Source organism: Mesorhizobium sp. WSM4810 (assembly GCF_055811235.1).
The window spans coordinates 160,624-184,216 of sequence record NZ_JBVVQV010000014.1 but is presented as its reverse complement, the minus strand read 5'-3'; the positions used below and the strand labels follow the sequence as shown (position 1 = coordinate 184,216).

The 23,593-nt window shown below is 60.0% G+C and carries 20 protein-coding genes and 2 pseudogenes; 7 read left to right on the top strand and 15 right to left on the bottom strand.

The features are described 5' to 3' along the window. Positions 1–315: 315 nt before the first annotated feature. Positions 316–1,596: a polysaccharide pyruvyl transferase family protein gene (locus AC0L3O_RS20955; protein ID WP_287364064.1), complete on the top strand. Its 1,281-nt coding sequence runs from the start codon at positions 316–318 to the stop codon at positions 1,594–1,596. Between the two features lie 655 nt (positions 1,597–2,251). Beyond that, positions 2,252–2,565: pseudogene (locus AC0L3O_RS20950) on the top strand (glycosyltransferase family 2 protein); the annotation flags it as partial. Between the two features lie 37 nt (positions 2,566–2,602). Here the strand turns inward: AC0L3O_RS20950 and ftsH are convergent. The 11 genes and pseudogenes from ftsH to AC0L3O_RS20895 form a co-directional block, all read right to left on the bottom strand. Next, complete coding sequence (gene ftsH, locus AC0L3O_RS20945) at positions 2,603–4,516, bottom strand: ATP-dependent zinc metalloprotease FtsH (RefSeq protein ID WP_473616490.1); 1,914 nt, start codon at positions 4,514–4,516, stop codon at positions 2,603–2,605. A gap of 340 nt (positions 4,517–4,856) precedes the next feature. Then, positions 4,857–5,270: a GFA family protein gene (locus tag AC0L3O_RS20940; protein WP_473536928.1), complete on the bottom strand. Its 414-nt coding sequence runs from the start codon at positions 5,268–5,270 to the stop codon at positions 4,857–4,859. Next, a pseudogene (locus AC0L3O_RS20935) lies at positions 5,263–5,676 on the bottom strand (imine reductase family protein); the annotation flags it as partial. The pseudogene AC0L3O_RS20935 and the gene AC0L3O_RS20940, both read right to left, overlap by 8 nt. A gap of 78 nt (positions 5,677–5,754) precedes the next feature. Beyond that, positions 5,755–6,321, bottom strand: coding sequence for an NAD(P)-binding domain-containing protein (locus tag AC0L3O_RS20930; protein WP_473616489.1), 567 nt, complete (start codon positions 6,319–6,321; stop codon positions 5,755–5,757). Further along, positions 6,288–8,018: an ABC transporter ATP-binding protein gene (locus AC0L3O_RS20925; RefSeq protein ID WP_473616487.1), complete on the bottom strand. Its 1,731-nt coding sequence runs from the start codon at positions 8,016–8,018 to the stop codon at positions 6,288–6,290. Before AC0L3O_RS20925 ends, AC0L3O_RS20930 begins: the two co-directional genes overlap by 34 nt. A gap of 44 nt (positions 8,019–8,062) precedes the next feature. Continuing rightward, positions 8,063–9,175 (bottom strand): glycosyltransferase family 2 protein, encoded by a 1,113-nt coding sequence (locus tag AC0L3O_RS20920; RefSeq protein WP_353842965.1) that lies wholly within the window; start codon positions 9,173–9,175, stop codon positions 8,063–8,065. Between the two features lie 191 nt (positions 9,176–9,366). Next, the gene (locus tag AC0L3O_RS20915) at positions 9,367–10,275 is read right to left on the bottom strand and encodes a glycosyltransferase family 2 protein (protein ID WP_287292327.1); all 909 of its coding nucleotides are present in this window, start codon (positions 10,273–10,275) and stop codon (positions 9,367–9,369) included. Between the two features lie 37 nt (positions 10,276–10,312). Further along, positions 10,313–11,269, bottom strand: a complete 957-nt coding sequence (locus AC0L3O_RS20910) for a glycosyltransferase family 2 protein (RefSeq protein WP_473616486.1) — start codon at positions 11,267–11,269, stop codon at positions 10,313–10,315. A gap of 253 nt (positions 11,270–11,522) precedes the next feature. Then, positions 11,523–12,296, bottom strand: a complete 774-nt coding sequence (locus tag AC0L3O_RS20905) for a class I SAM-dependent methyltransferase (protein ID WP_473616484.1) — start codon at positions 12,294–12,296, stop codon at positions 11,523–11,525. 49 nt (positions 12,297–12,345) lie between these two features. Then, complete coding sequence (locus AC0L3O_RS20900) at positions 12,346–12,738, bottom strand: hypothetical protein (RefSeq protein WP_473616483.1); 393 nt, start codon at positions 12,736–12,738, stop codon at positions 12,346–12,348. A 198-nt stretch (positions 12,739–12,936) separates the two neighbouring features. Then, on the bottom strand, positions 12,937–13,209 hold the full coding sequence (locus AC0L3O_RS20895; RefSeq protein WP_128246936.1) for a glycosyltransferase: 273 nt from the start codon (positions 13,207–13,209) through the stop codon (positions 12,937–12,939). Between the two features lie 137 nt (positions 13,210–13,346). On the opposite strand from AC0L3O_RS20895, the gene AC0L3O_RS20890 reads away from it, so the two are divergent. Beyond that, entirely contained in the window at positions 13,347–13,685 is a 339-nt protein-coding gene (locus tag AC0L3O_RS20890; RefSeq protein ID WP_128246937.1) for a winged helix-turn-helix transcriptional regulator, read from the top strand. Between the two features lie 46 nt (positions 13,686–13,731). Here AC0L3O_RS20890 and AC0L3O_RS20885 read toward each other — a convergent pair whose 3' ends face one another. The 4 genes from AC0L3O_RS20885 to AC0L3O_RS20870 are packed head-to-tail and all read right to left on the bottom strand — an operon-like array spanning position 13,732 to position 18,082. Beyond that, positions 13,732–14,556, bottom strand: a complete 825-nt coding sequence (locus AC0L3O_RS20885) for an ABC transporter permease (protein ID WP_128246938.1) — start codon at positions 14,554–14,556, stop codon at positions 13,732–13,734. A 2-nt stretch (positions 14,557–14,558) separates the two neighbouring features. Continuing rightward, on the bottom strand, positions 14,559–15,839 hold the full coding sequence (locus AC0L3O_RS20880) for an ABC transporter permease (RefSeq protein ID WP_473616482.1): 1,281 nt from the start codon (positions 15,837–15,839) through the stop codon (positions 14,559–14,561). A 6-nt stretch (positions 15,840–15,845) separates the two neighbouring features. Continuing rightward, on the bottom strand, positions 15,846–16,895 hold the full coding sequence (locus AC0L3O_RS20875) for an ABC transporter substrate-binding protein (RefSeq protein WP_473616481.1): 1,050 nt from the start codon (positions 16,893–16,895) through the stop codon (positions 15,846–15,848). A gap of 5 nt (positions 16,896–16,900) precedes the next feature. Continuing rightward, positions 16,901–18,082: an ABC transporter ATP-binding protein gene (locus AC0L3O_RS20870; protein ID WP_287364062.1), complete on the bottom strand. Its 1,182-nt coding sequence runs from the start codon at positions 18,080–18,082 to the stop codon at positions 16,901–16,903. A gap of 312 nt (positions 18,083–18,394) precedes the next feature. On the opposite strand from AC0L3O_RS20870, the gene AC0L3O_RS20865 reads away from it, so the two are divergent. The 4 genes from AC0L3O_RS20865 to AC0L3O_RS20850 all read left to right on the top strand — a co-directional run bounded on the left by AC0L3O_RS20865 (position 18,395) and on the right by AC0L3O_RS20850 (position 23,418). Continuing rightward, positions 18,395–19,783, top strand: a complete 1,389-nt coding sequence (locus AC0L3O_RS20865) for an aminotransferase-like domain-containing protein (RefSeq protein ID WP_128246941.1) — start codon at positions 18,395–18,397, stop codon at positions 19,781–19,783. Positions 19,784–19,849: 66 nt separating this feature from the next. Next, entirely contained in the window at positions 19,850–21,100 is a 1,251-nt protein-coding gene (locus AC0L3O_RS20860) for an NAD(P)/FAD-dependent oxidoreductase (RefSeq protein ID WP_473616493.1), read from the top strand. A 259-nt stretch (positions 21,101–21,359) separates the two neighbouring features. Continuing rightward, entirely contained in the window at positions 21,360–21,548 is a 189-nt protein-coding gene (locus tag AC0L3O_RS20855) for a hypothetical protein (RefSeq protein WP_023799140.1), read from the top strand. Positions 21,549–22,020: 472 nt separating this feature from the next. After that, complete coding sequence (locus AC0L3O_RS20850) at positions 22,021–23,418, top strand: thiol-disulfide oxidoreductase (RefSeq protein WP_287364060.1); 1,398 nt, start codon at positions 22,021–22,023, stop codon at positions 23,416–23,418. Positions 23,419–23,593 lie beyond the last annotated feature (175 nt).

Here is a 23,593-nt window from a genome sequence, read left to right as displayed (position 1 = left end):
TCCGCCGCTCCGCTAAACACGGGGGCTGCGCGGCGGACACGCCAACGTCACCGCTGAATGCCACGCCATTTTTGCAGTACTTGACGCACACAACTCAATGCCCGAGCTACAGCTCTGGGGTAGATTTGGGGCCGAGGCAGCCCCGCCGCTTCTGGCCTCGAATATTGAAGAGTGGACCTTCAGGTCGGCGCAAGCATCATCGCGATCTGATCCAAGCAGACGTGTCAGTAAAATCCGACGTCGCGCAAATGGGCTCGATTGCCTCAGACGTTGTGCTAACCTTCGGTCCTCTCCACTCGGATCTAGGGGAAAAGGATGCGCTTTAACCATCGCCCAATCCAGATACTCGTAGAGCCGAGCGACTATGTGCTGCGTAATATCGGTGACATGGCGATGCTCTATGCTGCCACGGAGCGGCTTGCGCGGCTGTGCGACAATTCGACGATCAACGTTCTGACTGACGATCCGGACGCGCTTCGCCTCTTCTGTCCCTTTGCCACCCCCCTGTCCGCCGAAGGGCGCGCCCTATGGCTCAAGCCTGATTTCAGGCCGGCCAAGTTGAAGCGGTTCGTGCCCAAGCACTGGCCCGATCGCATTCGCCGACACGCGCCGAGACTCGTTTCTCTGTTCTGGAGCCTTAAGTTTAGGCACATGCCGGATGCGCGCGCGGCACTTCTTCGCTTCACCGATGCTGTGGACAGGGCAGACCTTGTGCTTGTAAGTGGAATGGGCGGAATCACAGACGCTTTCCCAGAATATGCCCTGTCGGTACTCGAAACTCTGAATCTCGCGCTTGCAAGGAAAGGACGGCCGGTGGTCATGGTCGGCCAGGGGATGGGCCCGCTTGCCAATGCCGAGCTAAGAGCGCGTGCATCGGCCATATTGCCAAGGCTCCACTTGATCGCGCTTCGCGAAACGCGAGCCGGGCTTCCTCTGCTCGCGGAGCTGGGTGTTTCCAAGGACAGGATCTGCGCAACCGGCGATGACGCCATCGAAATGGCGCATGAGATGCGAGTGGATGAGCTTGGCACCGGCATTGGCGTCAATCTACGTCTTTCCTCCTATTCAGGAGTATCAGTGGATATTCTCGAAGGGCTGCGACATGTCTTAGGCGCCACATCGGATTCGCTCGAGGCACCCTTGATCGCCGTTCCAGTCTCATGGGTGCCTCGCGAAGCGGACATCGACGCAATTCGTGGACTGATGCCCACCGATGAGACCGAGCTGAACCGGGCACTCGCGATCCGCACACCGATCGACCTCATTCGGCAAATCCAGCGTTGTCGGGTCGTAGTCACTGGCAGCTACCACGCCGGCGTTTTCGCGTTGGCCAACGGTATCCCGACGATCGGGCTCGCCAGATCCGACTATTATGTCGACAAGTTCCTTGGCCTCGCCGATATGTTCGGCACGGGCTGCGAGATGGTGGCACTCGATCATCCCAACTCTGCCGAGAAGCTTCGATCGGCGCTCCGGCGCCTGTGGGAAGAGGCGCCCGCTATTCGCCCGGCGATACTGGCCAGGGCCGAAGCTCAAATCGCTGCCGGCCATACCGCTTACCGTCGCATTCGCGACGTGATCGGGGACCAAGGCTGAAGCAGGGGCCGCCATGCTGAAATATAACGGTTGGTCGACAAGACTAAAAGCGCTCAGATGCAAGCTGTTCGGAAAGACCGACTTTGAGCGGTGGACCGATGCATCGGAATTCGAGGACTGGGAGGAAAGGACGAAAATCATTGCCCGGTTAGTGCTACCTGGGGCGAGGGTGATCGAGTTTGGCCTGGGAATGGGCAAGCTTCAACGTCATGTCGACCCAAGCTGCCAATACACCCCGTCCCCTCGGCATCGCCGTGGGGCGTGCGAACCAGCGCCGCGGTTCGTGAAGACTGTCGAGCAGGGCGCCGGGCGGGATTGCCTCGACGGGCTCGACCCCGATCCCGTCGAAGGCCTTCAACTCGGAGGCGCGAAGGCGAGCCCCTCTCCGAGCTGCGCCACGTAGAGCGGCTTGATGCCGCGCGTGGGTCGCGCGCCGCGATGATCCGCTCCGGCGTCGCCAGCACGAAAGCGAACATGCCATCAAGGCGGGTCACCCATCGCAGATCGGGGTGAATTCGAGGCAAATGATATCGGTCATTCAGCCTGGCCTATCGTAGCTGACGGGTTCGGACCTTGACGAAGCAACGCCAAATCCGAAAAACAGACAAGGATCGGTCGCGTAACGCCGCCTTATTGGTCAACCGGCGCCGCCGCGCGACGCCGAATGGCGGCGGCCCGCAATGCCGGCCGGGCGCGTGCGAGAGGCCGTGCCGGTCTTCGTTGTTGATGATTGCCAGGTCTTGGGCGACTATCTCAGTGATTGGCAGCGACACTATGCCACTGGGAACGGGTCACCTGGGGAGGCCGCGTCCAGATTGGCGATGCCAGCGATCTGCCGTTCACGATCAAACGGTCGCCGGTCCGCGAGCGACTGACCCTGATGTCCATCCCGGCGGCTTTGTCCTGGGCTGCAGCATGACGATGTACGGCGATCTTGCAGCCCGTATCGGGCTTTTGGACGAGCGGTGGTTGGGACCCGGGGACCACGTTGGGACGAGGAAGGTCATCACTCGGCCGGGCGCGAGACGTTTGTAGCCGCAGCCTTGCCTCGTCGTACCGGTCGCTTCCCCGATTGCGGATCGGATGCCTCCGTGCGATCCGGTGCCGAGACGTTTCCGACGAGCGATGCGAGCTCGGCCTCGCTGAGCGTCTCGATCTCGAGCAGCTTGCGCGCCGTCTTCTCCAGCAGGTCCCGTCGCTCGGTGAGGAGCCCGACCGTTCGCGCGAAAGCTGTGTCGACGCTGCTGCGAACCTCCGCGTCGATAGCCTCGGCGGTGGCCTCGCCGTAATCGTGCTCGCGCGGACCGCCGGCAAGTGGGTTGGGGCTCAGGAAGGAGCGCTGGTCCTTTTTCAGCGCCACATGGCCGAGCTTTTCCGACATGCCGTAACGCGTCACCATGGCGCGGGCGATATCGGTCACTTTGGCCAGGTCGTCGGCGGCCCCCGTCGACAGATGCCCGAACACGATCCACTCGGCCGCCCTGCCGCCGAGCAGCACCGCCATCTTGTTCTCCAGTTCCTCGCGGGTCATGAGGAAGCGGTCCTCGGTCGGCCGCTGGATCGTGTAGCCCAAGGCGCCTACGCCGCGCGGGATGATCGATACCTTGTGCACGGGGTCGACGCCGGGCAGCGCCATGGCTACCAACGCATGGCCCATTTCGTGATAGGCGACGACCTCGCGTTCCCTCGGGTTCAACAGCCGGTTGCGCTTCTCGAGTCCGGCCACGATGCGCTCGACCGCATTGTTGAAATCGTCCATCGTGACGACATCCGCCCTCCGGCGCGTGGCGAGCAGGGTTGCCTCATTGACCAGGTTGGCGAGATCGGCGCCGGTAAAACCTGGCGTCAGCGCGGCGACTTTTTCTGCATCGACATCCGCCGCCAGCTTCGCCTTCTTCATGTGGACCAGGAGGATCTGGACGCGACCTTGCTTGTCCGGGCGATCGACCAGCACCTGCCGATCGAAACGGCCGGCGCGAAGCAGTGCCGGGTCAAGGATTTCCGGGCGGTTCGTCGCGGCGAGCAGCACGACGCCGATCTTCGGATCGAAACCGTCGAGCTCAACCAGGAGTTGATTGAGCGTCTGCTCCTTTTCGTCGTGGCCGCCCATCATCGGGCTCGCACCGCGGGCGCGGCCCAGCGCGTCGAGCTCGTCGATGAAGATGATCGCTGGGGCCTTGGCGCGTGCCTGTTCGAACAGGTCGCGCACACGGGCGGCGCCGACGCCTACGAACATCTCGACGAATTCTGAGCCCGAGATCGAGAAGAACGGAACTTTTGCCTCGCCTGCAACGGCTTTCGCCAGCAGTGTCTTGCCGGTGCCGGGCGGTCCGACCAGCAGCACGCCCTTGGGCATGCGCCCGCCAAGACGGCCGTATTCCTGCGGGCTTTTCAAAAAATCCACGATTTCCTGCAACTCGGCCTTGGCTTCATCGACACCCGCCACGTCCTCGAATCTGACCCCGGTATTGGCCTCGACATAGACCCTGGCCTTGCTCCTGCCGATTTGCATCAAACCGCCCATGCCACCACCCATTCGCCTCATCAGCAGCATCCACAAGCCGAAGAAGACGAGGATCGGGACGATCCAGGAGAGCAGGTCGCTCAGGAAGGTGCTTTCGATCTGGCCAGTGACGGTGACGCCGTGTTCCTGCAGCTGCCGCGCGAGATTCGGCTCGACGCGCGTGGTGATGAACAGCGGCTTGCCGTCCTGCGGTTCCTTGAAGCGGCCCTGGATGAAGCGATCGGAAACCTGCACGTCGGCGATCTTGCCGTCGCGCAGCAGGGTCTCAAACTGGCTGTAGGGAATCTGCGCGATATTCTGCGTGGCAGTGTAGACATATTGGAACATCATCAGCCCGACGAAGGCGACGATCCAGTACCAGATATTGAACTGCGTCTTCCTGTTGCCCATGTCCATGGCGTCTCCTCCAGCGTCATACCGATGTAGGTCGCCGAACCGCCACGGCACGCTGGGTGCCGTGGCCAGCCAGCGAAGCCGTTATGGCTCCCTCGCTCCAGCAATTGGATTTGCAATTGGAGCCGCGACAATCGGCTTCGGAGCGTGCCTTGGGAGAACGTCGGGGAGCGCAAAGTGTTGCAAGGAGTGCTGCGAGGGAGCCTTGGGATTCGCAGTCGCCCGCGACAGCTATCCGCCCAATCAGGACCGTCTTGAACGGAAATCGATTGCCGAAGGAGACGTTGCCGGACTCACGATGCCGAGCCTGCTGCAAGCCAGGCATCGTTTGGTGATCCGCTCCTCAAGAGGCGGCTGCTTCGGGCACGCCTTCCAAACAAAGCCATCCATGCTTTCTTTGAGGCCAATGGAGCATTATCGGGGGTGGGAATTCCCGGTCCTCCAGGCAGCCGACCGATACCGACAGCGCATCCTTGAGCCCTTCTGCCCGCATGAAGACGACCGAGCCGCATGTGGTGCAGAATGTCTGCTCCAGCCATTGTCCCGACGAGCCGGTTCTGCGCCAGGATCTGGTCTCGCCTTTCTGGTCGACGAGGGCAGAACCGGCGTAGATGGCCCGGTACGAGAACGCCGTTCCGGTGCAGCGCTGGCACTCCATGCGACTGCACGCATAGACGCGTCGCGGCTCGCCGGCGAGGACAAGTTCCACGCTCCGGCATGAGCAGGTTGCGGTTCGCTTTGTGTTGCCGCTATGCATTCGCTGTCTCCCGGCTGTGGCGCGACGAGCCATTTCGAAACAGGGGTGCCAGAGATGCACAATCATCTTCTATGCGCCCGAGCGAAAGCGCCTGTCGAAAGACCATATCCATGGCGCGCGGCATAGCCGCGTCGAGCCCTCGCTCCTCGCATGCCTCAAGCAGATGCTGGAAGGCGCTGTAGTGGGCGCCCAACGACGCCAGCGTCGCGTCGTCGCCGGCAAAACGGCGTGCATTCGTTCTATCCACCAGGTCGAACAGAGCGGCATCGACAACAGGCTTGAATCCGGAAAGATGGTTCCTGAACGTCGCCAGGTCGAGACCTTCGGTCTCGGCGACGGCCATGCCCTGGAGTGCTCCGAAGAGCCCGCCCCACATGTGCGTGAGCAGAGCGGTATCAAGCGCTGAGGCTTGACCGGCAGTTCCCCGACATAGCTCGTGGCGCCGCCGAGTGCGAAAAGCAGGGGCTTGTGCTTCTCGTAAACGTCACGGGAACCCGAATAATGCAGTGCGGTCTCTGATTTGCCGATAAAGTCCGGAGTGGCCATGATCGCTCCGTCCAGATACCCGGCACCATGCGCTTCCACCCAGCCGGGCTTCTTCCCGCGCCAGACGCGGTGAGCCGGAGGTGAGTTGCACGACGGCTTTGCCGGCCAATGCCGAAGCGATGCCAACCCGCTTCAGCAAAGCGTCGCTGGCGGCATAGTCGAGAACATTGATGATCACGACGTCGGCCGCTCGGATCCTATCCTCCACTGAAGGGGCTACCTTCGCGCCAAGGGCCGCCAATGGATCGCACTTTGCCGCGGTCCGATTCCAGACCCATGTTGGATAGCCGCGATCGAGCAGCGTTCGAGCAATGGACGAGCCCATTCGGCCCGCGCCGAGCACGCAGACATTCGATGTCATAATTACTTCTCCGATAGACTGATGGCCCTTTCGACGAGGGTCCGTTTTATGTTCGGCGCGCTCGATCGGAAGATATAAATTCTCGCTGCGTTGAAGAACTCCAATACCTGTTAGCGCGAAGCGCCGGCATGCTCCAACTTCCACATGTGGTAGAACGAGCTGTCTTCGTCGCTGAGCAATTCTCTAGGAGACCCCTGTTCAATAACTCGGCCCTGATGCAGAACAATAACATGATCGGCAGACTGTATCGTGCTGAGACGGTGTGCGATGACAACGATCGTCCTTTTGCCCCTTAGCTTGTCTATGCTAGTCTCTATTGCTGTTTGCAAAGCAGCGTCTAAGGCGCTTGTCGCCTCATCCAGGATCAAGATTTCTGAGTTTTTTCTCAATGCTCGGGCAATAGCGATTCTCTGTCGCTGACCTACTGAAAAACGGTGACCTCGCCTACGGACTGGAGTATCAAGCCCATCCGGAAGGAGGGCAACAAACTCGTGAACCTGCGCAGCCCGCGCGGCATCTTGCACGCTGTCGCGATCCCAATCTTCTGCTCCATAGCTTATCACATCTAAAATAGTGTCCCCAAGAAGTTCAGCGTCCTGCCCGGCAAATGCGATCCGCTCTCTCCAGTCTGTTAACCTAATGGAACGAACATCTACCTCATCGACCGACATCGTACCCCGGGTGGGGTCAAAAAAACGGCACAACAGAGCTGCCACAGTACTTTTTCCAGATCCAGAAGAGCCGACGAATGCAGTCAGACGGTTCTTCACTATTTCAAAACTTGCGTCACAAATAGCTGCCGTGTCGCTACCCACGTAGGTGAAGCTCACGTTCTCAAATCGAATGCTCCTGGCCAGCCCACTGAATGCCCGTGACCCGCTTAATTCCTCCGGCTTTTGAAGCACGTCCCTGATATGATCCAGCGTCGGCAAAGCTCGGGACAATTCGACTCGCACATGATTCAGCATTCGAACGTGAGGCTGCAGCCGGTACAGAAGGACGAGAAAGGCGACTAGCGTACCCGCGGGGATACCCATGCTCCAGGAATAAGCTACGATAACCAAAAGGAGCGGCGCAAAAAGAACTTCTGTAATGGGGCCTATTATCGCGGCAGCTTTTTCCACGTCAACTGACGCTGCACGATCACGCGCTGCTATATTAGCGAATCTTCTGAACTCCCGCTTCTCTCGAGAAAATAGTTTAATTACCTTTAGAGCCTCCAACGTTTCGATCAGCCTCGATGAGAGCTCTGCGCTGGTTTCTTTTGCGATAGCGGCTCGACGCCTCACTCTCCTAGTAAGAATGATAGTAACAACACCAATGAGCGCTAAACCAGCTAGGGAGACTACAGTCAGTCGCGGAGACAGAAGAAATAGAATTACGCAAAATGCAGTAATGGAGAACAGGCTAACTAATCCTTTCGCTACTGCAACCACGAACTCACCTGCGAGCCACGTCTCTCCCTGGACGATGTTGAACATTCGGCCAGAACTGCTACTGCTGACAAACTGAAAATCGGCGCGAAGCAAACTGTCAAATAGTGACGCACGCAGGTCTAAAACAATCTTTTTGCTGATAATTAGCGCAACAAAAGAATATAAGTATTGAATAGCAGCCTTGCTTGCGAACAGGAGTAATACACCAAATAGCAATGATAGTAAAACGGTTGTCTGATTAGCTGCCGGCCAGATATCCGTTGCGCGACCAAGTAAAGGGAATACTACAGCCACATCGGGCGATCGAAACAGGTAGGATATAAGCGGAACGAGTATCGCAACCCCGATGCCCTCAACCGCAGCAGAAGCTACGCCGAGCATGACCAGTGTTGGGAATGCCCACAAGTGTGGTCTCAGAAAGGATCTTAGGAAATATGCGTAGGCGTGGTTCACGATGTCGGTACCACGCCAGCAACGGCCAATCGTGCGGCTACCGCCCGGCGTCGGTCGTGCCTATCCGGAATACGCGGTTCAGTCTGCAATCCCTCCTCCGGCGATATTTCATGAAAATGGCGGATATGCTGTCTCTTGCTTTTGACGGAGTGATCTGAAGACGTCCAGCCGAACCAATCTTTCAGTCGGCGCGAAATCCCTCGCGTCAACGATCGCGCTATTCTCAAATTTAATGCGGATTGAGGATCGATCAATATCGTTCTCGCTAGAAGCGCCAGGCCTTGACGAAACTTCCCTTCACGCAGCGACCCCTCCGCTAGCCAGCTAGCGTTCTCGCCCACCGCCCAGCGGAAGAGAAAGGCCGGGAGTTCGGGGTGCCGATTCCGTACTTCACGCAGGACAATCTGCCGCGATTTAAACATTTTGAAGATATTGCTAGACATACTGCCATCCGAGAGGCGGTACCCCATGAGATAGGAATCGACTATTCGTACCGTGTATCGCTCCGAGATGGCGAGAAACGCCCTTGTGTCCTCTGCCCCTTGTGCTCCCCTGGCCCGAAGACTGGGATCAAATCCTCCTATCTCCAGCAGGCATTTCCGCCTTACCAATACCGCGCTGCCCCCGCCCATGAAATTGAACAAAACGAGCAATGGGTAAACGTACCCCTCATAGGGTGGGAAGTGTGGGCTATTTATAATCGCTCCATCGGAATCGACCTCTCGGTACCTGCAGTAGACTATACCAATGTCGGCGCCCCCGCGCTGCATGACCTCCATCTGCTTAGAAATCTTTTCACGGTGCCAGAGGTCATCCGCGTCGAGGAAAGCAACGTAATCGCCTTGCGCAGACGCGATCCCCGCATTCCGGGCGACAGCGACGCCTCCATTCGCCTGATGTATCAATCGCACTCGCTTGTCGCGAGCAGCACACTCACGCACGACGCTGGCGGTGGCGTCCGTCGACCCATCATCAACCACGATGATCTCAATTGAGGGCCATGTCTGCTCCGCTGCGCATCGAACAGCGTTTTCTACGAACCCACAGCCATTATGGACCGGTATCACCACGGATACTAGCGCAGCGGATTCATCACTCAGATTGGCCATGGATCAACCGCACCTGAATCTAGTGGTGATAGTTTGCTGCCATCTTAGTGACATCAGCGTTCAGGAAATTCAAATCCAAAACCACACTACAATTCACTGGCTTCCCTGCCCTGGTATTGGTTTAGAAGCTCCGACCTAGCAAATCAGTCGCCTGCGAGAGGCGCGGCACCTGACGCCACCTGCTCAGCACGTCAATGGGGTCCCCGGGGATAACCTAGTGATGATGCTATCAGATCGATGTAAGCAGCCGGCGCGTGCTGGCCAGCCCACGCAAGGGTCAGAATTGCGCTCCTGAATTTCCCGCTTCTGTTTAGATCCCGCACAGCTGCCTTGATCATTTGCCTACCGTACAATCTTTTCCAAAAGCCTATGCCGTCTCTATAAGCTGCTTTATAGGATCGGTCGCTGCCGGTGTGCATCTTTTGGCGCCTTAAAACCAACAATGCGCTCCGCAGCATCTTTTGGTAATTACGTGACATGTTATAGTCGTGCTGGCGGTACTCGGCAACTATTTCGCTGTACACTTCGATCGGGTACTTTCGAGCAAGGCGCAGGTAAACGTCATAATCTTCGCAGGCTTCCAATCCCGGATCGAAACCTCCCTCCCGAACCAGGATAGAGCGATCGTAGAGTACCGTACCGTGCATCGCGATAAAATTGCCCCTAAGAAATCCTTTATAAGGATCGCCTTCGTATGCGGGCGACCGTTCCCACAGGGCAACTCTATCCAGCGACACCCCACGGTGCCCGCCACATACAAACGCGTATCCAGCCCGCGTGATGAGTGCCGCCACGCCCAGCTCGACTGCATTGGGCAACAGAATATCATCGGCGTCTAAAAACGTCACGTAGGCACCAGTCGACTTAAGCAACCCGGCGTTGCGCGCTGACGGCAATCCGGCGTTCCTCTGGTGAAGAACAATGGCATGTTCTAACTTGTTCGCCACCTCAAGCGAGTTGTCAGTCGACCCATCGTCAACCACCAGTATCTCGACATTTCGATAGGTTTGCCGTCGAGCACTGTGAAAGGCATCTTGCAAAAAGGTGCCGTGGTTGAAGCATGTGATAACAATACTAACGAGTGGATCCCGCTCGCCCACGGTAAGCTTCCTCTCTATCTCTAGACGCACCTCGTATTCACGGCGCGCTCGAGCTCGTCAGACTGCTGTACGCGCGGGTCAACGTTCTCGCGACTCGACTCATTACTGGGTGCCGATACCGCCAAAGTGCGCGCTGAAGTTTTCTCCACTCGTTTGATTGCTCCATCCCAACAGATATCATATGACCTTCCAACCAAACGAGAAACTGGTGCCGGCACTTATGAAACTCACCTTCTTGGCGTACGATTTGGCTGCTCGACGTAGACCTCTGTCTGTAATAGTCGCAACAGGCGCTGGAAACGTAAACAGGCGTCGAGGTGTATACCTTCGCCAGGAACACTTGGTCTGTGAATACCCGTTTGAATTCATCGTTCCAACCCCCAATTCGGTCGACAACATCCGATCTCACCAGCACAGAATTCATCGACGGCGACGCGCCTTCGCCCAAAGGGTACAACGCTGAGAGCAGAGCAGGAGGCCGCGCCAAGCTGTTCTGAGGTGCACCGACGAGCACAAACTCATCTTTGTCTTTGTCTTCAGCGCGACCCGTCCACCGATGCCAATATACCGTCGACCCAACCACCATACCGGCTTCTGCTATCATTTCAAAAATTGATAATTGTTGATCCAGTCGATCTGGAAGCCAAACGTCATCGGCATCCAAGTATGCAATGTACTCGCCTGACGAATGTTCGCGCCCCAGATTGCGCGATGAACTCGCCCCCAGATTTCGATGCCCGAAATGCTCTAAGTATCGAATTTTACCCGGCGACTGCTCCGCGTAACGTTTGGCGACGTCTGTGCTCTCATCTGTAGAACCGTCGTCAATAAGGGCTAATTCCCAATTTGTGTAAGTTTGATCCAACACGCTCTCGACTGCCTCCTGTAAGAAGGAACCTGCGTTTAGAAACGGGGTTATGATCGAGACCAGGGGACGATGCGATTCCACCAAGTACTTCCGTTCCTGTTTGGCAAGTGGCGTTATGCTCGACATTTCTGAAGTGCCTCAATCCTGGAGAGGGTCCAATACCCGAATGCGGGGTAGTATGCCGTTGGCAGTCCAGGAAAAGCAGGCTAACCATTATAGCAAGTTGGTGTGGTCTCCTCAACTAGGCGTGCAGTGGGTGCCAAGGATTGGAGGTGGAGCGAAGCGGAACCGAAGTGTTACCCCGCGATACCTCAGGTGACGGCTATCTGAACCCATCCCCCCGAAATAGGAGGCCGCCTGCGAGCAGGTTGGCCAGATATCACTGACGTCTTTGCGGATGCTTTCGGATTGCAACAAGCACCGCGCTGTCGTCCAAGCTACATTCAACAGAACCTACCGCGGCCAGCGCGTTAGTGGCATCCACCGAACCCCCACCCGGCCCAGGCCCTCTGATAACGAAGTGTCCTTTCTCACATGTGAAGTCCCACTTGTGCAGCTGCTTGTACGATTCCGTCTTACCTTCGTTTTCAGCATGATAAAGCACGACGAAACCATCATGTTTTGTGACCGAGAGCATTTGTTGTATTGCCTTGAGTGGACTAGCGGTGTGGTCTATACAATTCTGTCCATGAACAATGTCGAAACTGTAATCGCCAAATTGGGTGGTAAGGTTTTCGGCGTCACCAAAGACTGTTCGAACAATAGGTTGAATGCCAAAATCTCTCAGAACTTGATCATATTCTGATGCCAGCAGGTCAGTTGCAATAATCCTGATCTCTTTCGAAGCATGCACTTTGCCGAGCTTCGTCAACGGGCCAGCCCCCACATCGAGTATGTGAACTGGGTTGGTCGTCAACCTGTCGACATATCGCCCAACGTGATCCTGAATTGGTAAATTGGGGTCAAGACGTTCCTCGTAGTCCTCTGGCCAGAATGATCCCTGAGTGGAGAACCAGTGTCTCCAAAACAGAACTTCGTCTCTGAGCTGTTGGGATCGGCTGTCTCCCTCCAGCCAGCGCAGGATATTTCGTCCGAGCCGCCGAGCCCTAGTCAACACCGATGTCGATCTTCTCAGAGACCGTTCTCTAGCCATGACGGGACTCCTCGCGGTGAAGACGGTTTACGGTCCGCTCTGGTCGCGTTTAGGCGTTGCTCGCCCTCGCCATGGCGTAAGCCCCTCCGGAAGTCAGGTCAAGTGCAACAAGCAGGTTGGGCATTGCGTTCCGCCATCCGGATCGGGGTCCGAGATCGTCAGGTCCGAAAGGTCCCAGTCCTGCGGCCGGAGTGATGTCGACTTCGAGGTCCGGCTGCGGCCTCAGCCCTGCTTCCTCGTAGCTCCACCCGACCAAGTCCATCGCCTTCTCGCGCAGGCCGGCCTCGACCGGAGCCGTCGGTTCCGGCCACGGTTCCGTCGACTCGCCGCCGCAGATCGCGATCCGGTAGGGTTCGCCGCTGCCCGAGTGCATCAATTGGCTGACGTTGATCAGGTAACCATAGCCGCTCGCACGAAAGGCGTGTCGGTCCACTTCGTCCACGAGATCCTTTATCGAAAAGACGACATTGCGACCTCGGCAACCTCGTTCGAAATCTCGCTGCCGCAATGGACTTGATGGCGTAGCAGACGACATTGTCTGCAGGCGCGATGCCCGACACTTGGATCAACGGCCGCCAAACAAGACAAACTGTGCAGCCCTATAAGCTTCCGCTCGACGGCATCCGCTTTTCGATTTCCTTTAATATGTTGGTTGCGCGTGCGATGCGGCTATGCTTGGCCAGAAAGTCCGTCTCCGCCTGCAGCCTAATCTGATCCCGAAACACCTTGTCTGATCCCGAAACACCTTGTTTTCGCGCAGGCGCTGAAGGGCTTTGACCCAGTCCGACCGGTTGTCTGGGGCCACCAGAACGCTGTGAACACTATCCCTCAAACCTTCACGGATAACTGGCAGGTCGGAGGATACTATCGGTTTGCCGTGCGCCATATACTCGAAGATCTTGAGCGGCAACATTCCCTCAGCGATATTTCGACCGCCGCCCTGGCCCTGTACATTTCTGAGATAGGGCGCGAGTACTCAGAACTTCCGTTCGTTCTCTGAGAAGTACGCACCTTGAGGTAAGCTATCTCCATCATGACAGGAGCTGCTAAATGAGGCGCAAGGAACCAGACAGCTGCGGTTTTGCTGCCGCGCTGCAGGCCGTCGGCGGAAAGTGGAAGACCTCGCTGCTATGGGAACTGCACCTGCGGCCTTACCGCTTTGCCGAACTGCGCCGCTTGCTGCTTGGCGTCAGCGAAAAGGTGCTCACGCAACAATTGCGGCAGATGGAAGCCGACGGGCTGATCAGCCGGCGCGCCTATGACGAGGTGCCGCCTCGCGTGGAATATTCGATTACGCCGCTCGGCTTTAGCCTGAACGATGCGGTGACAGTCATGTCGGCGTGGGGCAAGCACCACGAGACATGGAAATCGCACCGTAAAGCGGCCTGACGCGGGCAGGCCGATGGAGGCTTTGGCCGACCGCCGCACGACATTCCTAGTCGATGCGCGGTCGCTGCTTGCTACGGCGGGCCAGAAAATTGGCGACGACGAGCAGCACGATCGACAGTGCCATCATCAGCGTCGCGGCAGCGGTGATTGCCGGGCTCAGCTTCTCGCGCAGGCCGATGAACATTTCGAGCGGCATGGTGCGCTGATTGGCGCTGGCCAGGAACTGCACCACGACGACCTCGTCGAACGAGGTGACGAACGCAAAGGCCGCCCCTGACAGCACGCCGGGCAGGATCAGTGGCAGCATCACCCTGAAGAACGACGTGATGGGCTTTGCTCCGGAGATGGCGGCGGCGCGCATCAGATTGCGGTCGAAGCCGGTGAGGCTCGCTCCCACCGTGACGACGACGAACGGACTGGCGAGCGCGGTATGCGCCAGGATAATGCCGGCATAGGTGCTGGCGAGACCGACGCGGGCATAGAACAGATACGAGCCGACGGCAGTGATCACCACCGGCACGATCAGCGGTGACAACAGCAGCGGCATGACGATGCGGCGGCCGGGAAATTTTTCGTCGGAAAGTGCGATCGCCGTCAATGTGCCTAATATCGTTGCGATCAGCGTCGTCCCGAACGCAACGATCAGGCTGTTGCCGATGGCTGCCTGCCAGCGCTGGGTTCCGAGCACGACCTCGTACCAGCGCGTCGAAATTCCCTCCAGCGGAAAGATGAAGAAGGCGCCGCTGTTGAACGACAAGGGAACGGGAATAAGGATCGGCACGAGGAGGAACAGGATCACCATGCCGCACCACAGCCATAGCAGGGTGATGCGGATTCTCTCGCCGGTCGTAGGATAGGGAGACAGCAACATGGCTACACCAGCTTGAGACGGTCGAGGCCGAGGATGCGGGCGAAGATGCCGAACAGCGCCAGTGTGAACACGAGCAGGATGAAGCTGAGCGCCGCCGCCATCTCCCAGTTTAGTTCGACATTGACGTAACTGGCGATGAAATTGCTGATCAACTGGTCGCTGGCGCCGCCGATCAGCGCCGGCGTGATGTAATAGCCGAGGCAGAGGATGAAGGTGAGCAGACAGCCGGCCATCACGCCAGGAAAGACCTGTGGAAGGTAGACGCGGCGGAAGGCGGTAAAAGGTTTTGCGCCGAGCGAATAGGCAGCCTTCATCTGCGAGGGCTGGATGGTGCGCATGACGCTGTAGATCGGCAGCAGCGTGAACGGCAGTTGGATGTGGGTCATGGCGATGATCAGTCCGATGCGGCTGTACATCAGGTCGAGCCGGTCGTCGGCAACGCCGAGCCACAGCAGCAGGTCGTTGACCAGGCCGAATTTCTGCAGGAGCACCGTCCAGGCCGCGGTTCGCACCAGGATCGACGTCCAGAACGGCAGCAGCACCGCGACGATGAGGATGGCGGCGAGGCCCTTGGGCACGGAGGCGATGAGGTAGGCGAGGGGGAAGCCCAGTATCAGCGTGGCCAGCGTCACCGCAGCGGCGACGAAGAATGTGCGCATGAACACCTGCAGGAAAATCGCCTGTTCGGGCGGCACCCTTTCGATGCCGCCATCGGCATTCCAGCGCAGATCAAGCGCGCTCAGCAGGTAGAACGACGTCACGCTATGGGTGCCGCTCTCGATGACCGGCCATGTGCCCGGCGCCGACCAGAACGGCACCGCTTTCATCACCTCCAGCGGCGGCCTTTCGGCGGCCTCGAGTTGACGCACCATCTTGAGCACTTGGCTGCGTGCACCTGGTAGACGGGCGTTCAGGCTCTTGGCGAGTTCGTAGGCGGTGCCCTTGGCCTGATTGCTCCGAAGATCGGCGGCAAGGGCCAGGAACGCAGTATCGTCGGGCAGTCCCGTGCCGTTCCAGCGGGCCAATGCCTGGCTGGTCTGCGGCAAGGCGTCGGCAATCGTCGGATCATAAACAGCGCGCGACAGAAGCAGGACGATCGGGATGCCGAAGCTCAGCGCCAGCAGCACAAGCAAAGGTGCCGCCAGCGCCAGCGACCGCAGACGGTCGCCGAGATCGGCGCCGCGAAGCGCCGCCGCGACCGACCTTGCTGTGCCGGAATCGGCGGCCGACCAGTCGCGGCTTGCCCGCGGCCGGTCCAGTTTCGTGGGCTCAAGCGCCGACATTTTCCCCTACTGCGCGAGCCAGGCGTTGAAGCGCTTGACCAGGTCCTCGCCATAGTCGCCCCAGAATTCGGTATCGGCGACCAGGTAAGCGGTCATGTGGTCGGGTGCGTTCGGCAATTTCGGCAGGGCGTCCGGCGCGACGAAGGAGGCCGCATCAATGCGCACCGGCCCGTAGGTGATGTAGCTGGCGAGCTTGGCGTTGATTTCCGGCTGGCTGATATAGGCAAGGTATTTGTAGGCCAGATCCGGGTTCTTGGCGCCCTTCGGAATGGCGATCATATCATATTCGAGGATCTGGTTGTTCCAGACGATCTTGAACGGCGCCCCGTCCTTGTCGATGGCGTTCTGGATACGGCCGTTCCAGGCGGTGGTCATCACTACTTCCTTGGATGCGAGGAGCTGCGGCGGCTGTGCGCCGGCATCCCACCAGACGATGTCCTGCTTGATGGTGTCGAGCTTCTTGAAAGCGCGGTTGACGCCTTCGGGGGTTGCCAGCACCTCGTAGACATCGGCCGCCGCGACCCCGTCGGCCATCAGTGCCCATTCGAGGTTCTGTGCCGGAAACTTGCGCATCGCGCGCTTGCCCGGAAACTTCGTCGTGTCGAAGATGTCGAGGACCGAGGTTGGCGCCTCCTTCAGCACGTGGGGGTCATAGGAAAGGACATCGCCATAGGCGTCGAGACCGACGCCGCAGTCGAGCGCCGAACCTTCGATGAACTTTTCACGGGGGGCGATCCTGGAATAGTCGAGCCGCTCGAGAATGCCGGCGTCGCAACCCTGCAGCACGGTCGCCGTCTCGACAGTCACAAGATCGATCGGCACGTTGCCGGTATCGACCATCGCTTTGACCTTGCCGAGATCGCCAAGATATTCCTGCTCGACGATCTTGATCCCGGTTTCCTTGCTGAACGGCTCGAACCATGCCTTGCGCTGGGCATCCTGCCAGGCGCCGCCGCTGGCCATGATCGAAAGTTCGTCGGCGAAGGCGGCATTTCCCATGGTGATGAATGCTGTGGCTGCCGCGAAGGCGAACAGCCGGGCTTTTGTGATCTTCATTGTTCTTATTCCCCTGTTTTCGAGATGGAACCGCCCGTTCCGGCATCGGCCGGAAAGGCACGGCAGTCGGTGGGCGCGCAGGAAACCGTGACCGGCTCCCCGTTGCCCATGGTCGCTTCGGGGCCGACCTTGACGGTCAGCACCTGGCCGCTTTCCAGCCTGGCCAGAAGACGCTGGTGGTCCCCGAGATAGATGCGGCCTTCGACCGTGGCGGCTAACGCATTTGCACCGTTCGAAGCGGGCGCGAGCTTCAACCGTTCCGGGCGGATGGCGACATGGCAGGCCGCGCCTTCGGCGACGCCGATGGCCAGCGCGGCGACCGAACCGCCGCCGTACAGCGCGACGCGGCACTCCTTGCCGGAGACGCGCTCGACCTTGCCTTCCAGCGTGTTGTTCTCGCCGATGAAGCTGGCGACGAACGAGCTCTCCGGCGTGTTGTAGAGATCGTCGGGCGAACCGAGCTGGGCAATCCCGCCATTGTTGAATACGGCAACGCGGTCCGACATGGTCAGCGCCTCGCTCTGGTCGTGCGTGACATAGACGATGGTGACGCCGAGCATGGTGTGCAGCTGCTTGATCTCGATCTGCATGTGCTCGCGCAGCTTCTTGTCGAGCGCGCCGAGCGGCTCGTCCATCAGCACCAGGCTTGGCTCGAACACCAGCGCGCGGGCGAGCGCGACGCGCTGCTGCTGGCCGCCGGAAAGCTGTGCCGGCCGCCGGTCGCCGAATTGCCGCAGCCGCACCATGTCGAGCGCGCGGCCGACGCGGGATGCCACGTTCGCCCTGGCGGTCTTGCGGACCGAGAGCGGGAAGGCGACGTTCTCCTCGACGCTCATGTGCGGAAACAGCGCGTAGTTCTGGAATACCATGCCGATGTTGCGTTCGTAGGGCGGCAGCCTGTCGACCGACCGGCCTTCAAGCGTGATGACTCCGCTGGTCGGCCGTTCGAAGCCGGCAAGCATGTTGAGCGTTGTCGTCTTGCCCGAACCTGAGGGGCCGAGAAGGGTGAGGAACTCGCCGCGCGCTACGCTGAGGTTCAGCCGTGTCACTGCGAACGTGCGGCCGTCATAGGATTTCTCGACATCGACGAACTCGACAAATCCCCGGCCGTCATGGGGGCCGCTGGCATTGGCCCCCGGTGCCGGACCGGCGCTGTCGCGTGACAGGCCTGTCGCTTCGGCGATCACGGACGGAATTCCGTTGAGCGCCGGCAATGGCCGCTTGTCGAAACGAGGTGGTGCTTGCCGTCCATGTGCCGGTCTCGCTTGAGGCTGGCCGCGCAAGGCGGCAAACCAAACTTGTATGCTCACACAATCGATCGCTAAAGAAGCATAGATGCAGACAAGTTTGCCCGTCAAGCGGCATTCTTCGGTGTTGTGTGAGATTTTTCAGCCCGAATTTTGGAATCAGGCACCGGACAAGCGCTATTGTCCGGAGGATTGTCTTATGCTAGATGCGCCGGTAGCCAGAGCCTCAACACACCGAATCCGCCAATCCGCATGCTTCAGGACCTGCAACTCGCCTCGGAAAAAGGCCCGGTCTACCGGCGCCTTGCCGACGCTATTGCCGAACGGATTACAGCCGGCACGCTTGCCGTTGGAGACCGGCTGCCGCCGCAGCGCGAGATTGCCCGCGCGCTTGGCATCAACGTCACCACGGTAACGCGGGCGCTGTCGACGCTGCAGCAGCGCGGGTTGCTCGAAGCGCGGCCTGGACGCGGCACAACGGTGGCTGCCCGTAACGGCGGCGAAGGACCAGGTTTCGTGTCGGCGCCAAGCGACGACAGCGGCGTCATCGATCTTTCCGTCAACCGGCCGGCAACCTCGGCCTATCTCGATGCCCTGGCCCTGCTGCTGCCGCGCCTGGCCAAGGACCGGCACTACGCCACGCTTCAGGACTATCACCCGCCCGAGGGGCCGCTGTGGGCGAGGGCGGCGATCGCCGAGTGGATGCAGCCGGTCGCCGGCGACGGCGATCCCGGCCGGGTGGTGCTGGCGGCGGGCGCCCAGCATGGGCTGGATTGCGTGCTTGGCGCGGTGACCAGGCAGGGCGAGGTCGTGCTCGCCGACGAAGTGACCTACCAGGGCATCAATGCCCTGTGCCGGGTGCATGGGCTCGATCTCAGAGGCATCGCCATGGACCGTGGCGGCATGCGGGCCGACGCGTTCGAGGCGGCCTGCGCGCAGCTGCGCCCACGCGCGGTCTTCCTGGTGCCGACCCTGCACAACCCGACCACCATCACGCTGGGCGAGGAGCGCCGGCACGAGTTGGTGACTGTCGCCCGTCGCCATAACGTCCTCATCATCGAGGATGACGTCTATCGGCCGCTGGCGGACAATCCGCCGCCGTCGCTTGCCAGCCTCGAGCCCGAATTGACGGTTCACATCGGCGCCTTGTCGAAATGCCTTGCCCCGGGACTGCGCCTCGGTTTTGTGATCGCGCCACGCGCCATAGCCGGCCAGGTCGCCGCGGCTTTGCGCATAAACTGCTGGAGCATCAGCCCTCTGACCGCGCTGATCGGCGCACGGCTGATAGAAGAGGGCTCGGCGGCGCGCATCATCGAAGCCCAGAAGCAGGAGCTTCGCCAGCGCCAGGCCATCCTCACCGAAATCCTCGGCCGCTACGATGTCCAGAGCCACGCCACCTCGACGCATGCGTGGCTGCGCCTGCCGGAGCCGTGGCGGGGCGCGGGTTTCGCTCGCACCTGCCTGGAACGTGGCGTTGCCGTTCTTCCCGGCGATGCCTTCGCGGTCGGACGCGAGCCGGTACAGCACGGGGTGCGCATCAATGTCGGCGCCGCGCGCTCGCTTGACGATCTGCGCACGGCGCTGAACACCATGGCTGAACTGCTCGCGGCCGGGCATTTGCAACTGCCTGGCTTCGTCTAGACCATGATCCCGAAAAGTGGGGGCCGGTTTTCGGAAAAGATCATGGTCAAACAAGAAGATACGGTCTTGGCAGCAGCGGAAACCGTCGAAATCGCCATCGTTGGCGCCGGCATTGTCGGGCTGGCGACGGCACTTCGGCTTGCGGCCGAGGGGCGCGAGGTGCTGCTCATCGATCCCAACGAGCCTGGCTCCGGCGCCTCGTTTGGCAACGCCGGAACGCTCGCCGAATATGCCTGCATGCCGGTCGGCAACCCGGCCCTGCTGCGCCAATTGCCAAAACTGCTCCTCGATCCTGCCAGCCCATTCGCCTTGCGCTGGCCGGCGTTTTTCCAGCTTGCGCCCTGGCTGGTCCGCTTCGTGCGGCAGTCGCTTCCGGCAGCCACCCGTGCCAATGCGCTGGCGCTGGCCGGCCTTCTGGCTGAGGCCCTGCCGGCATGGGAGGAGATGGCGAAAGAGGCCGATATGGCCGACCTGCTGCGCCGCAACGGCTGCCTTTACCTGTATCGTCGCGAGAGCGATTTCGCCAGGGCCGCTGGGGGCAGGGCGCTGCGCGCCGGGTTTGGCGTGCATCAGGAGGTCCTGACGCCGGGTGAGGTGGCCGCGCTCGAGCCGCGCCTGCCTCCGACCGGGACCCGCGGACTGTACTTCCCGGATTCGATGAACGTCACCGATCCAAAGACGCTGATGCGGCGGCTGCTCGATGCCGCAACCGCCCGCGGCGTGTCGGTGGCGCAGGCTGCCATATCAGGGCTGCAGGTCGAGGCTGATGGTGCCAGGCTCAGCGGTTGCGGCCTTCGCATCAAGGCGAGCACGGTGGTGATCGCCGCGGGTGCACAATCGCGGGCGTTGGCCATGCAGGCCGGCGACAGCATCCCGCTCGAGACCGAACGCGGCTATCATCTCGAATTCCCGACCGAAGCGCCTTTGCTCAATCGTCCGGTCTGTCCCGTCGATCTCGGCTTTTACATGACGCCGATGGCCGGCCGGCTGCGTGTCGCCGGAACCGTCGAGCTCGGCGGGCTTGCAGCGCCGGCAAATCCGCGCCGGCTGGCGCTGCTGGATCGCGGTGTCAGGCAGTTCTTCCCCTCACTCGGCCGGCCCTCATCCGAATGGCTCGGGTTCCGGCCGTCGCTGCCCGATTCCCGGCCCGTCATCGGTCGGTCACGTGGCAGCCCCAGGGTGATCCATGCCTTCGGCCATGGTCATCTCGGCCTCACCCTGGCGCCGATCACCGCCCGCTTGGTCGCCGACCTGATTGCCGGACACGGCGATCCTGACTGCCTCGCGCCCTTTGCGGTGGGCCGCTTCGCTGCTTGACGCTAGGTCGGCTCCGCCGCGGCAGCGTAGAGCATTGGACAGGCAGTTCGGCACCATTCAAGCAAAAACCCGCCCCGGTCTCCGGAGCGGGTCTGTTGCCTGAGGCGGAACTCAACACATGTCCGCAGCCGCAAGGTCGCCTCGCGATGCTGAAGATCTGGTTAACCCGCCATATTTGATTCAAATCCAGCGGTGGATGTTCGCCTTTGGGTAAATCGAAATGGGCCATCCTGTCCAGCGGCGGGCAAAAGGAGAATCCATGACCAGTGACTTTGCCGCAGCCCACCTCCATCTTGAACGAGCCTGCCACTATTTGCGCGGCGATGACGAGACGAGCAGCGCGGCTCGCGCCGCCCTAGACATCCTGATCGATGCAATTGTCGCAGCTCAGTACAAGCGTCCGCCCGCGGACGTGGTGGAATTTCCCAGAACGGCAAAGCAGCGTTAGTCAGCGAAGCGCGGCGCATCCGCAGGATTAATGCGCCGCTTCAAGTTCTTGTTTCTTGACATGTCGTTGTCTTGATTCCGCTACGCGCCCTCGGATCAGGCCCGAGGGCATGCCTTGGGCGACATGCAGTCGCGGGCGAAACAAATGGAGCGGGATGGCCAGTTCAAATTAAACATCCCGCTTTGGGTCCGCCGTACCTCTCCCAATGGCTGATGCTCGGCAGCAGGAGCTACCGACGACGGCGGATTGACTCTTAATCTGCGCTCGTGCTGATGTTGCAGTGCAACATAGGACGGTTCCGAAGGCGCGCCAAGTCGTCACCAGTTGGACGCCAAAAGAACCTGCAGGGGAACTTGAGGGGGCTTAACTGGTGTTTATTGGGCAGCAGCAGTATTCAAGCGCGACACCGATATGGAACGTTGGTCGCGGCAAGATCACGAAAGTCAGAGGACGGGACGATACATTTGACGGGTTGACCGCATTTACCCCGTTCTGGGCAATGGCGGCGATCTTCAGTATCGCCGGTGATATCTACTCCATGCTTGGCTACAAGGGGCCGCTGTTTGCCGCTCTGAGCTGGTCGGTCGTCCTGTTCAGCCTGCTACTCCTGCTGTACCCGCGGCGGACCGAGTTCTTGATCGGGCTCGTGATGGTATCGCTTGTGCTGTACGCGCTGCGCATGCCGGTCGCTTCGAACAACAAGACGATCACGGCGGTGATGAACGGGGCTATCCTGCTCAGCGCAGCAGTGCTCTATCTGCGGGCCGCCGGCCGCGGCGCCGCGCTGGCCCGGATGGAGCTTTATCAACAGATCCGGATCGTCGCCCGGGCGCTGCTCGCCATCATGTATTTCTACGGCATCTTCCACAAGATCAACACCGATTTCCTCGATCCTTCCGTGAGTTGCGCGGTGGGCCTCTACGCTCCGCTGGCTCGTCCATTCGGCCTCGAGGACAATCTGTTTGGCCGGTATCTTGCGATCTTCGCCACCTTCGTCATTGAGGCGATCGCGATCGTGTCCCTCTACTGGAAGCGCTATTTCGCCGTGGGGTTCATCCTCGCACTCGTCTTCCATTACGTGATCCCGATTTCGGCTTATTCCTGGTACATGGACTTTTCCAGCCTGGTGTTCGCGCTGTATGTGCTGAGCATCCCCACGCCCGCCAGCGAGGCGCTCTATCGCACCTCGCTGGAGTTTACCAATCCGCTGCGCGAGACGTTCGGCCGGATCGGGATCTTGCTGCCGGGCGCCGCCGTGATGCTGGTCGCGGTCACTCTCGTCATTGCGCTCACCTATGCTTTTCCCGGGCGCTCCTTCGACATGATGGTCCACTCCGTCTGGATCCTCATTTGGGCGGTAGTGGGCGGCGCGGCGATGGTCGTGCTGTCCCATGTGGCTCTGCAGAATCTGCCTTGCAAGACTGTTTCCTCGCCGCGCCAGCCGCTCTGGGTCTATTTGGTGCCGGGCTTGTTCTTCCTCTCCTGCCTGTCACCCTATGTCGGGCTCAAGACGGAGAGTTCCATCAACATGTTCAGCAATCTGCACACGGAAGCCGGCCAGACCAATCATCTGCTCTTTCCCAAGCCACCATACCTGTTCAACTATCAGAACGAGGTGGTGAAGATCGTTGATTCCTCGGAGCCTCATCTCGTCCGGCAGTCGCGGGCGGGCAATCACCACGTCCTCCTCGATGTGAAGAAACAGCTGCGCCGGAAGCCGGAGGCCTGGGTGACTTACGTGAAGGACGGCGAGACGATTACCCGGGCTAACGCGTCGACCTTCGCGGGCGAAATGCCCAGCCTCATCGAACGCAAGTTGCTTGTGTTCAAGTTGGTGGATTTCTCGCGGCCGAAGGCCTGCACCCACTGAGCGCCGTTCTCACGAACGAAACTGGTAGATGTCGACTGATAGATGTCGCTGGGCAGTCAACTTAAGCCATCCATTTCGCCGGGAAATGTCCAAAGCGCCTCGCGATTGCAAGAGTCACGCGTCGCTTTAAGTTCATGTCGTTGTTGCAAACCACTGCGCACCCTCGGATCAGGGC

Coding starts and splice junctions, on each gene's coding strand:
- AC0L3O_RS20955 (WP_287364064.1), top strand. CDS start 316: ATGCGCTTTAACCATCGCCCAATCCAGATACTCGTAGAGCCGAGCGAC.
- ftsH (WP_473616490.1), bottom strand. CDS start 4,516: ATGGACATGGGCAACAGGAAGACGCAGTTCAATATCTGGTACTGGATC.
- AC0L3O_RS20940 (WP_473536928.1), bottom strand. CDS start 5,270: ATGCATAGCGGCAACACAAAGCGAACCGCAACCTGCTCATGCCGGAGC.
- AC0L3O_RS20920 (WP_353842965.1), bottom strand. CDS start 9,175: ATGGCCAATCTGAGTGATGAATCCGCTGCGCTAGTATCCGTGGTGATA.
- AC0L3O_RS20910 (WP_473616486.1), bottom strand. CDS start 11,269: ATGTCGAGCATAACGCCACTTGCCAAACAGGAACGGAAGTACTTGGTG.
- AC0L3O_RS20905 (WP_473616484.1), bottom strand. CDS start 12,296: ATGGCTAGAGAACGGTCTCTGAGAAGATCGACATCGGTGTTGACTAGG.
- AC0L3O_RS20895 (WP_128246936.1), bottom strand. CDS start 13,209: ATGTTGCCGCTCAAGATCTTCGAGTATATGGCGCACGGCAAACCGATA.
- AC0L3O_RS20890 (WP_128246937.1), top strand. CDS start 13,347: ATGAGGCGCAAGGAACCAGACAGCTGCGGTTTTGCTGCCGCGCTGCAG.
- AC0L3O_RS20885 (WP_128246938.1), bottom strand. CDS start 14,556: ATGTTGCTGTCTCCCTATCCTACGACCGGCGAGAGAATCCGCATCACC.
- AC0L3O_RS20880 (WP_473616482.1), bottom strand. CDS start 15,839: ATGTCGGCGCTTGAGCCCACGAAACTGGACCGGCCGCGGGCAAGCCGC.
- AC0L3O_RS20875 (WP_473616481.1), bottom strand. CDS start 16,895: ATGAAGATCACAAAAGCCCGGCTGTTCGCCTTCGCGGCAGCCACAGCA.
- AC0L3O_RS20865 (WP_128246941.1), top strand. CDS start 18,395: ATGCTTCAGGACCTGCAACTCGCCTCGGAAAAAGGCCCGGTCTACCGG.
- AC0L3O_RS20855 (WP_023799140.1), top strand. CDS start 21,360: ATGACCAGTGACTTTGCCGCAGCCCACCTCCATCTTGAACGAGCCTGC.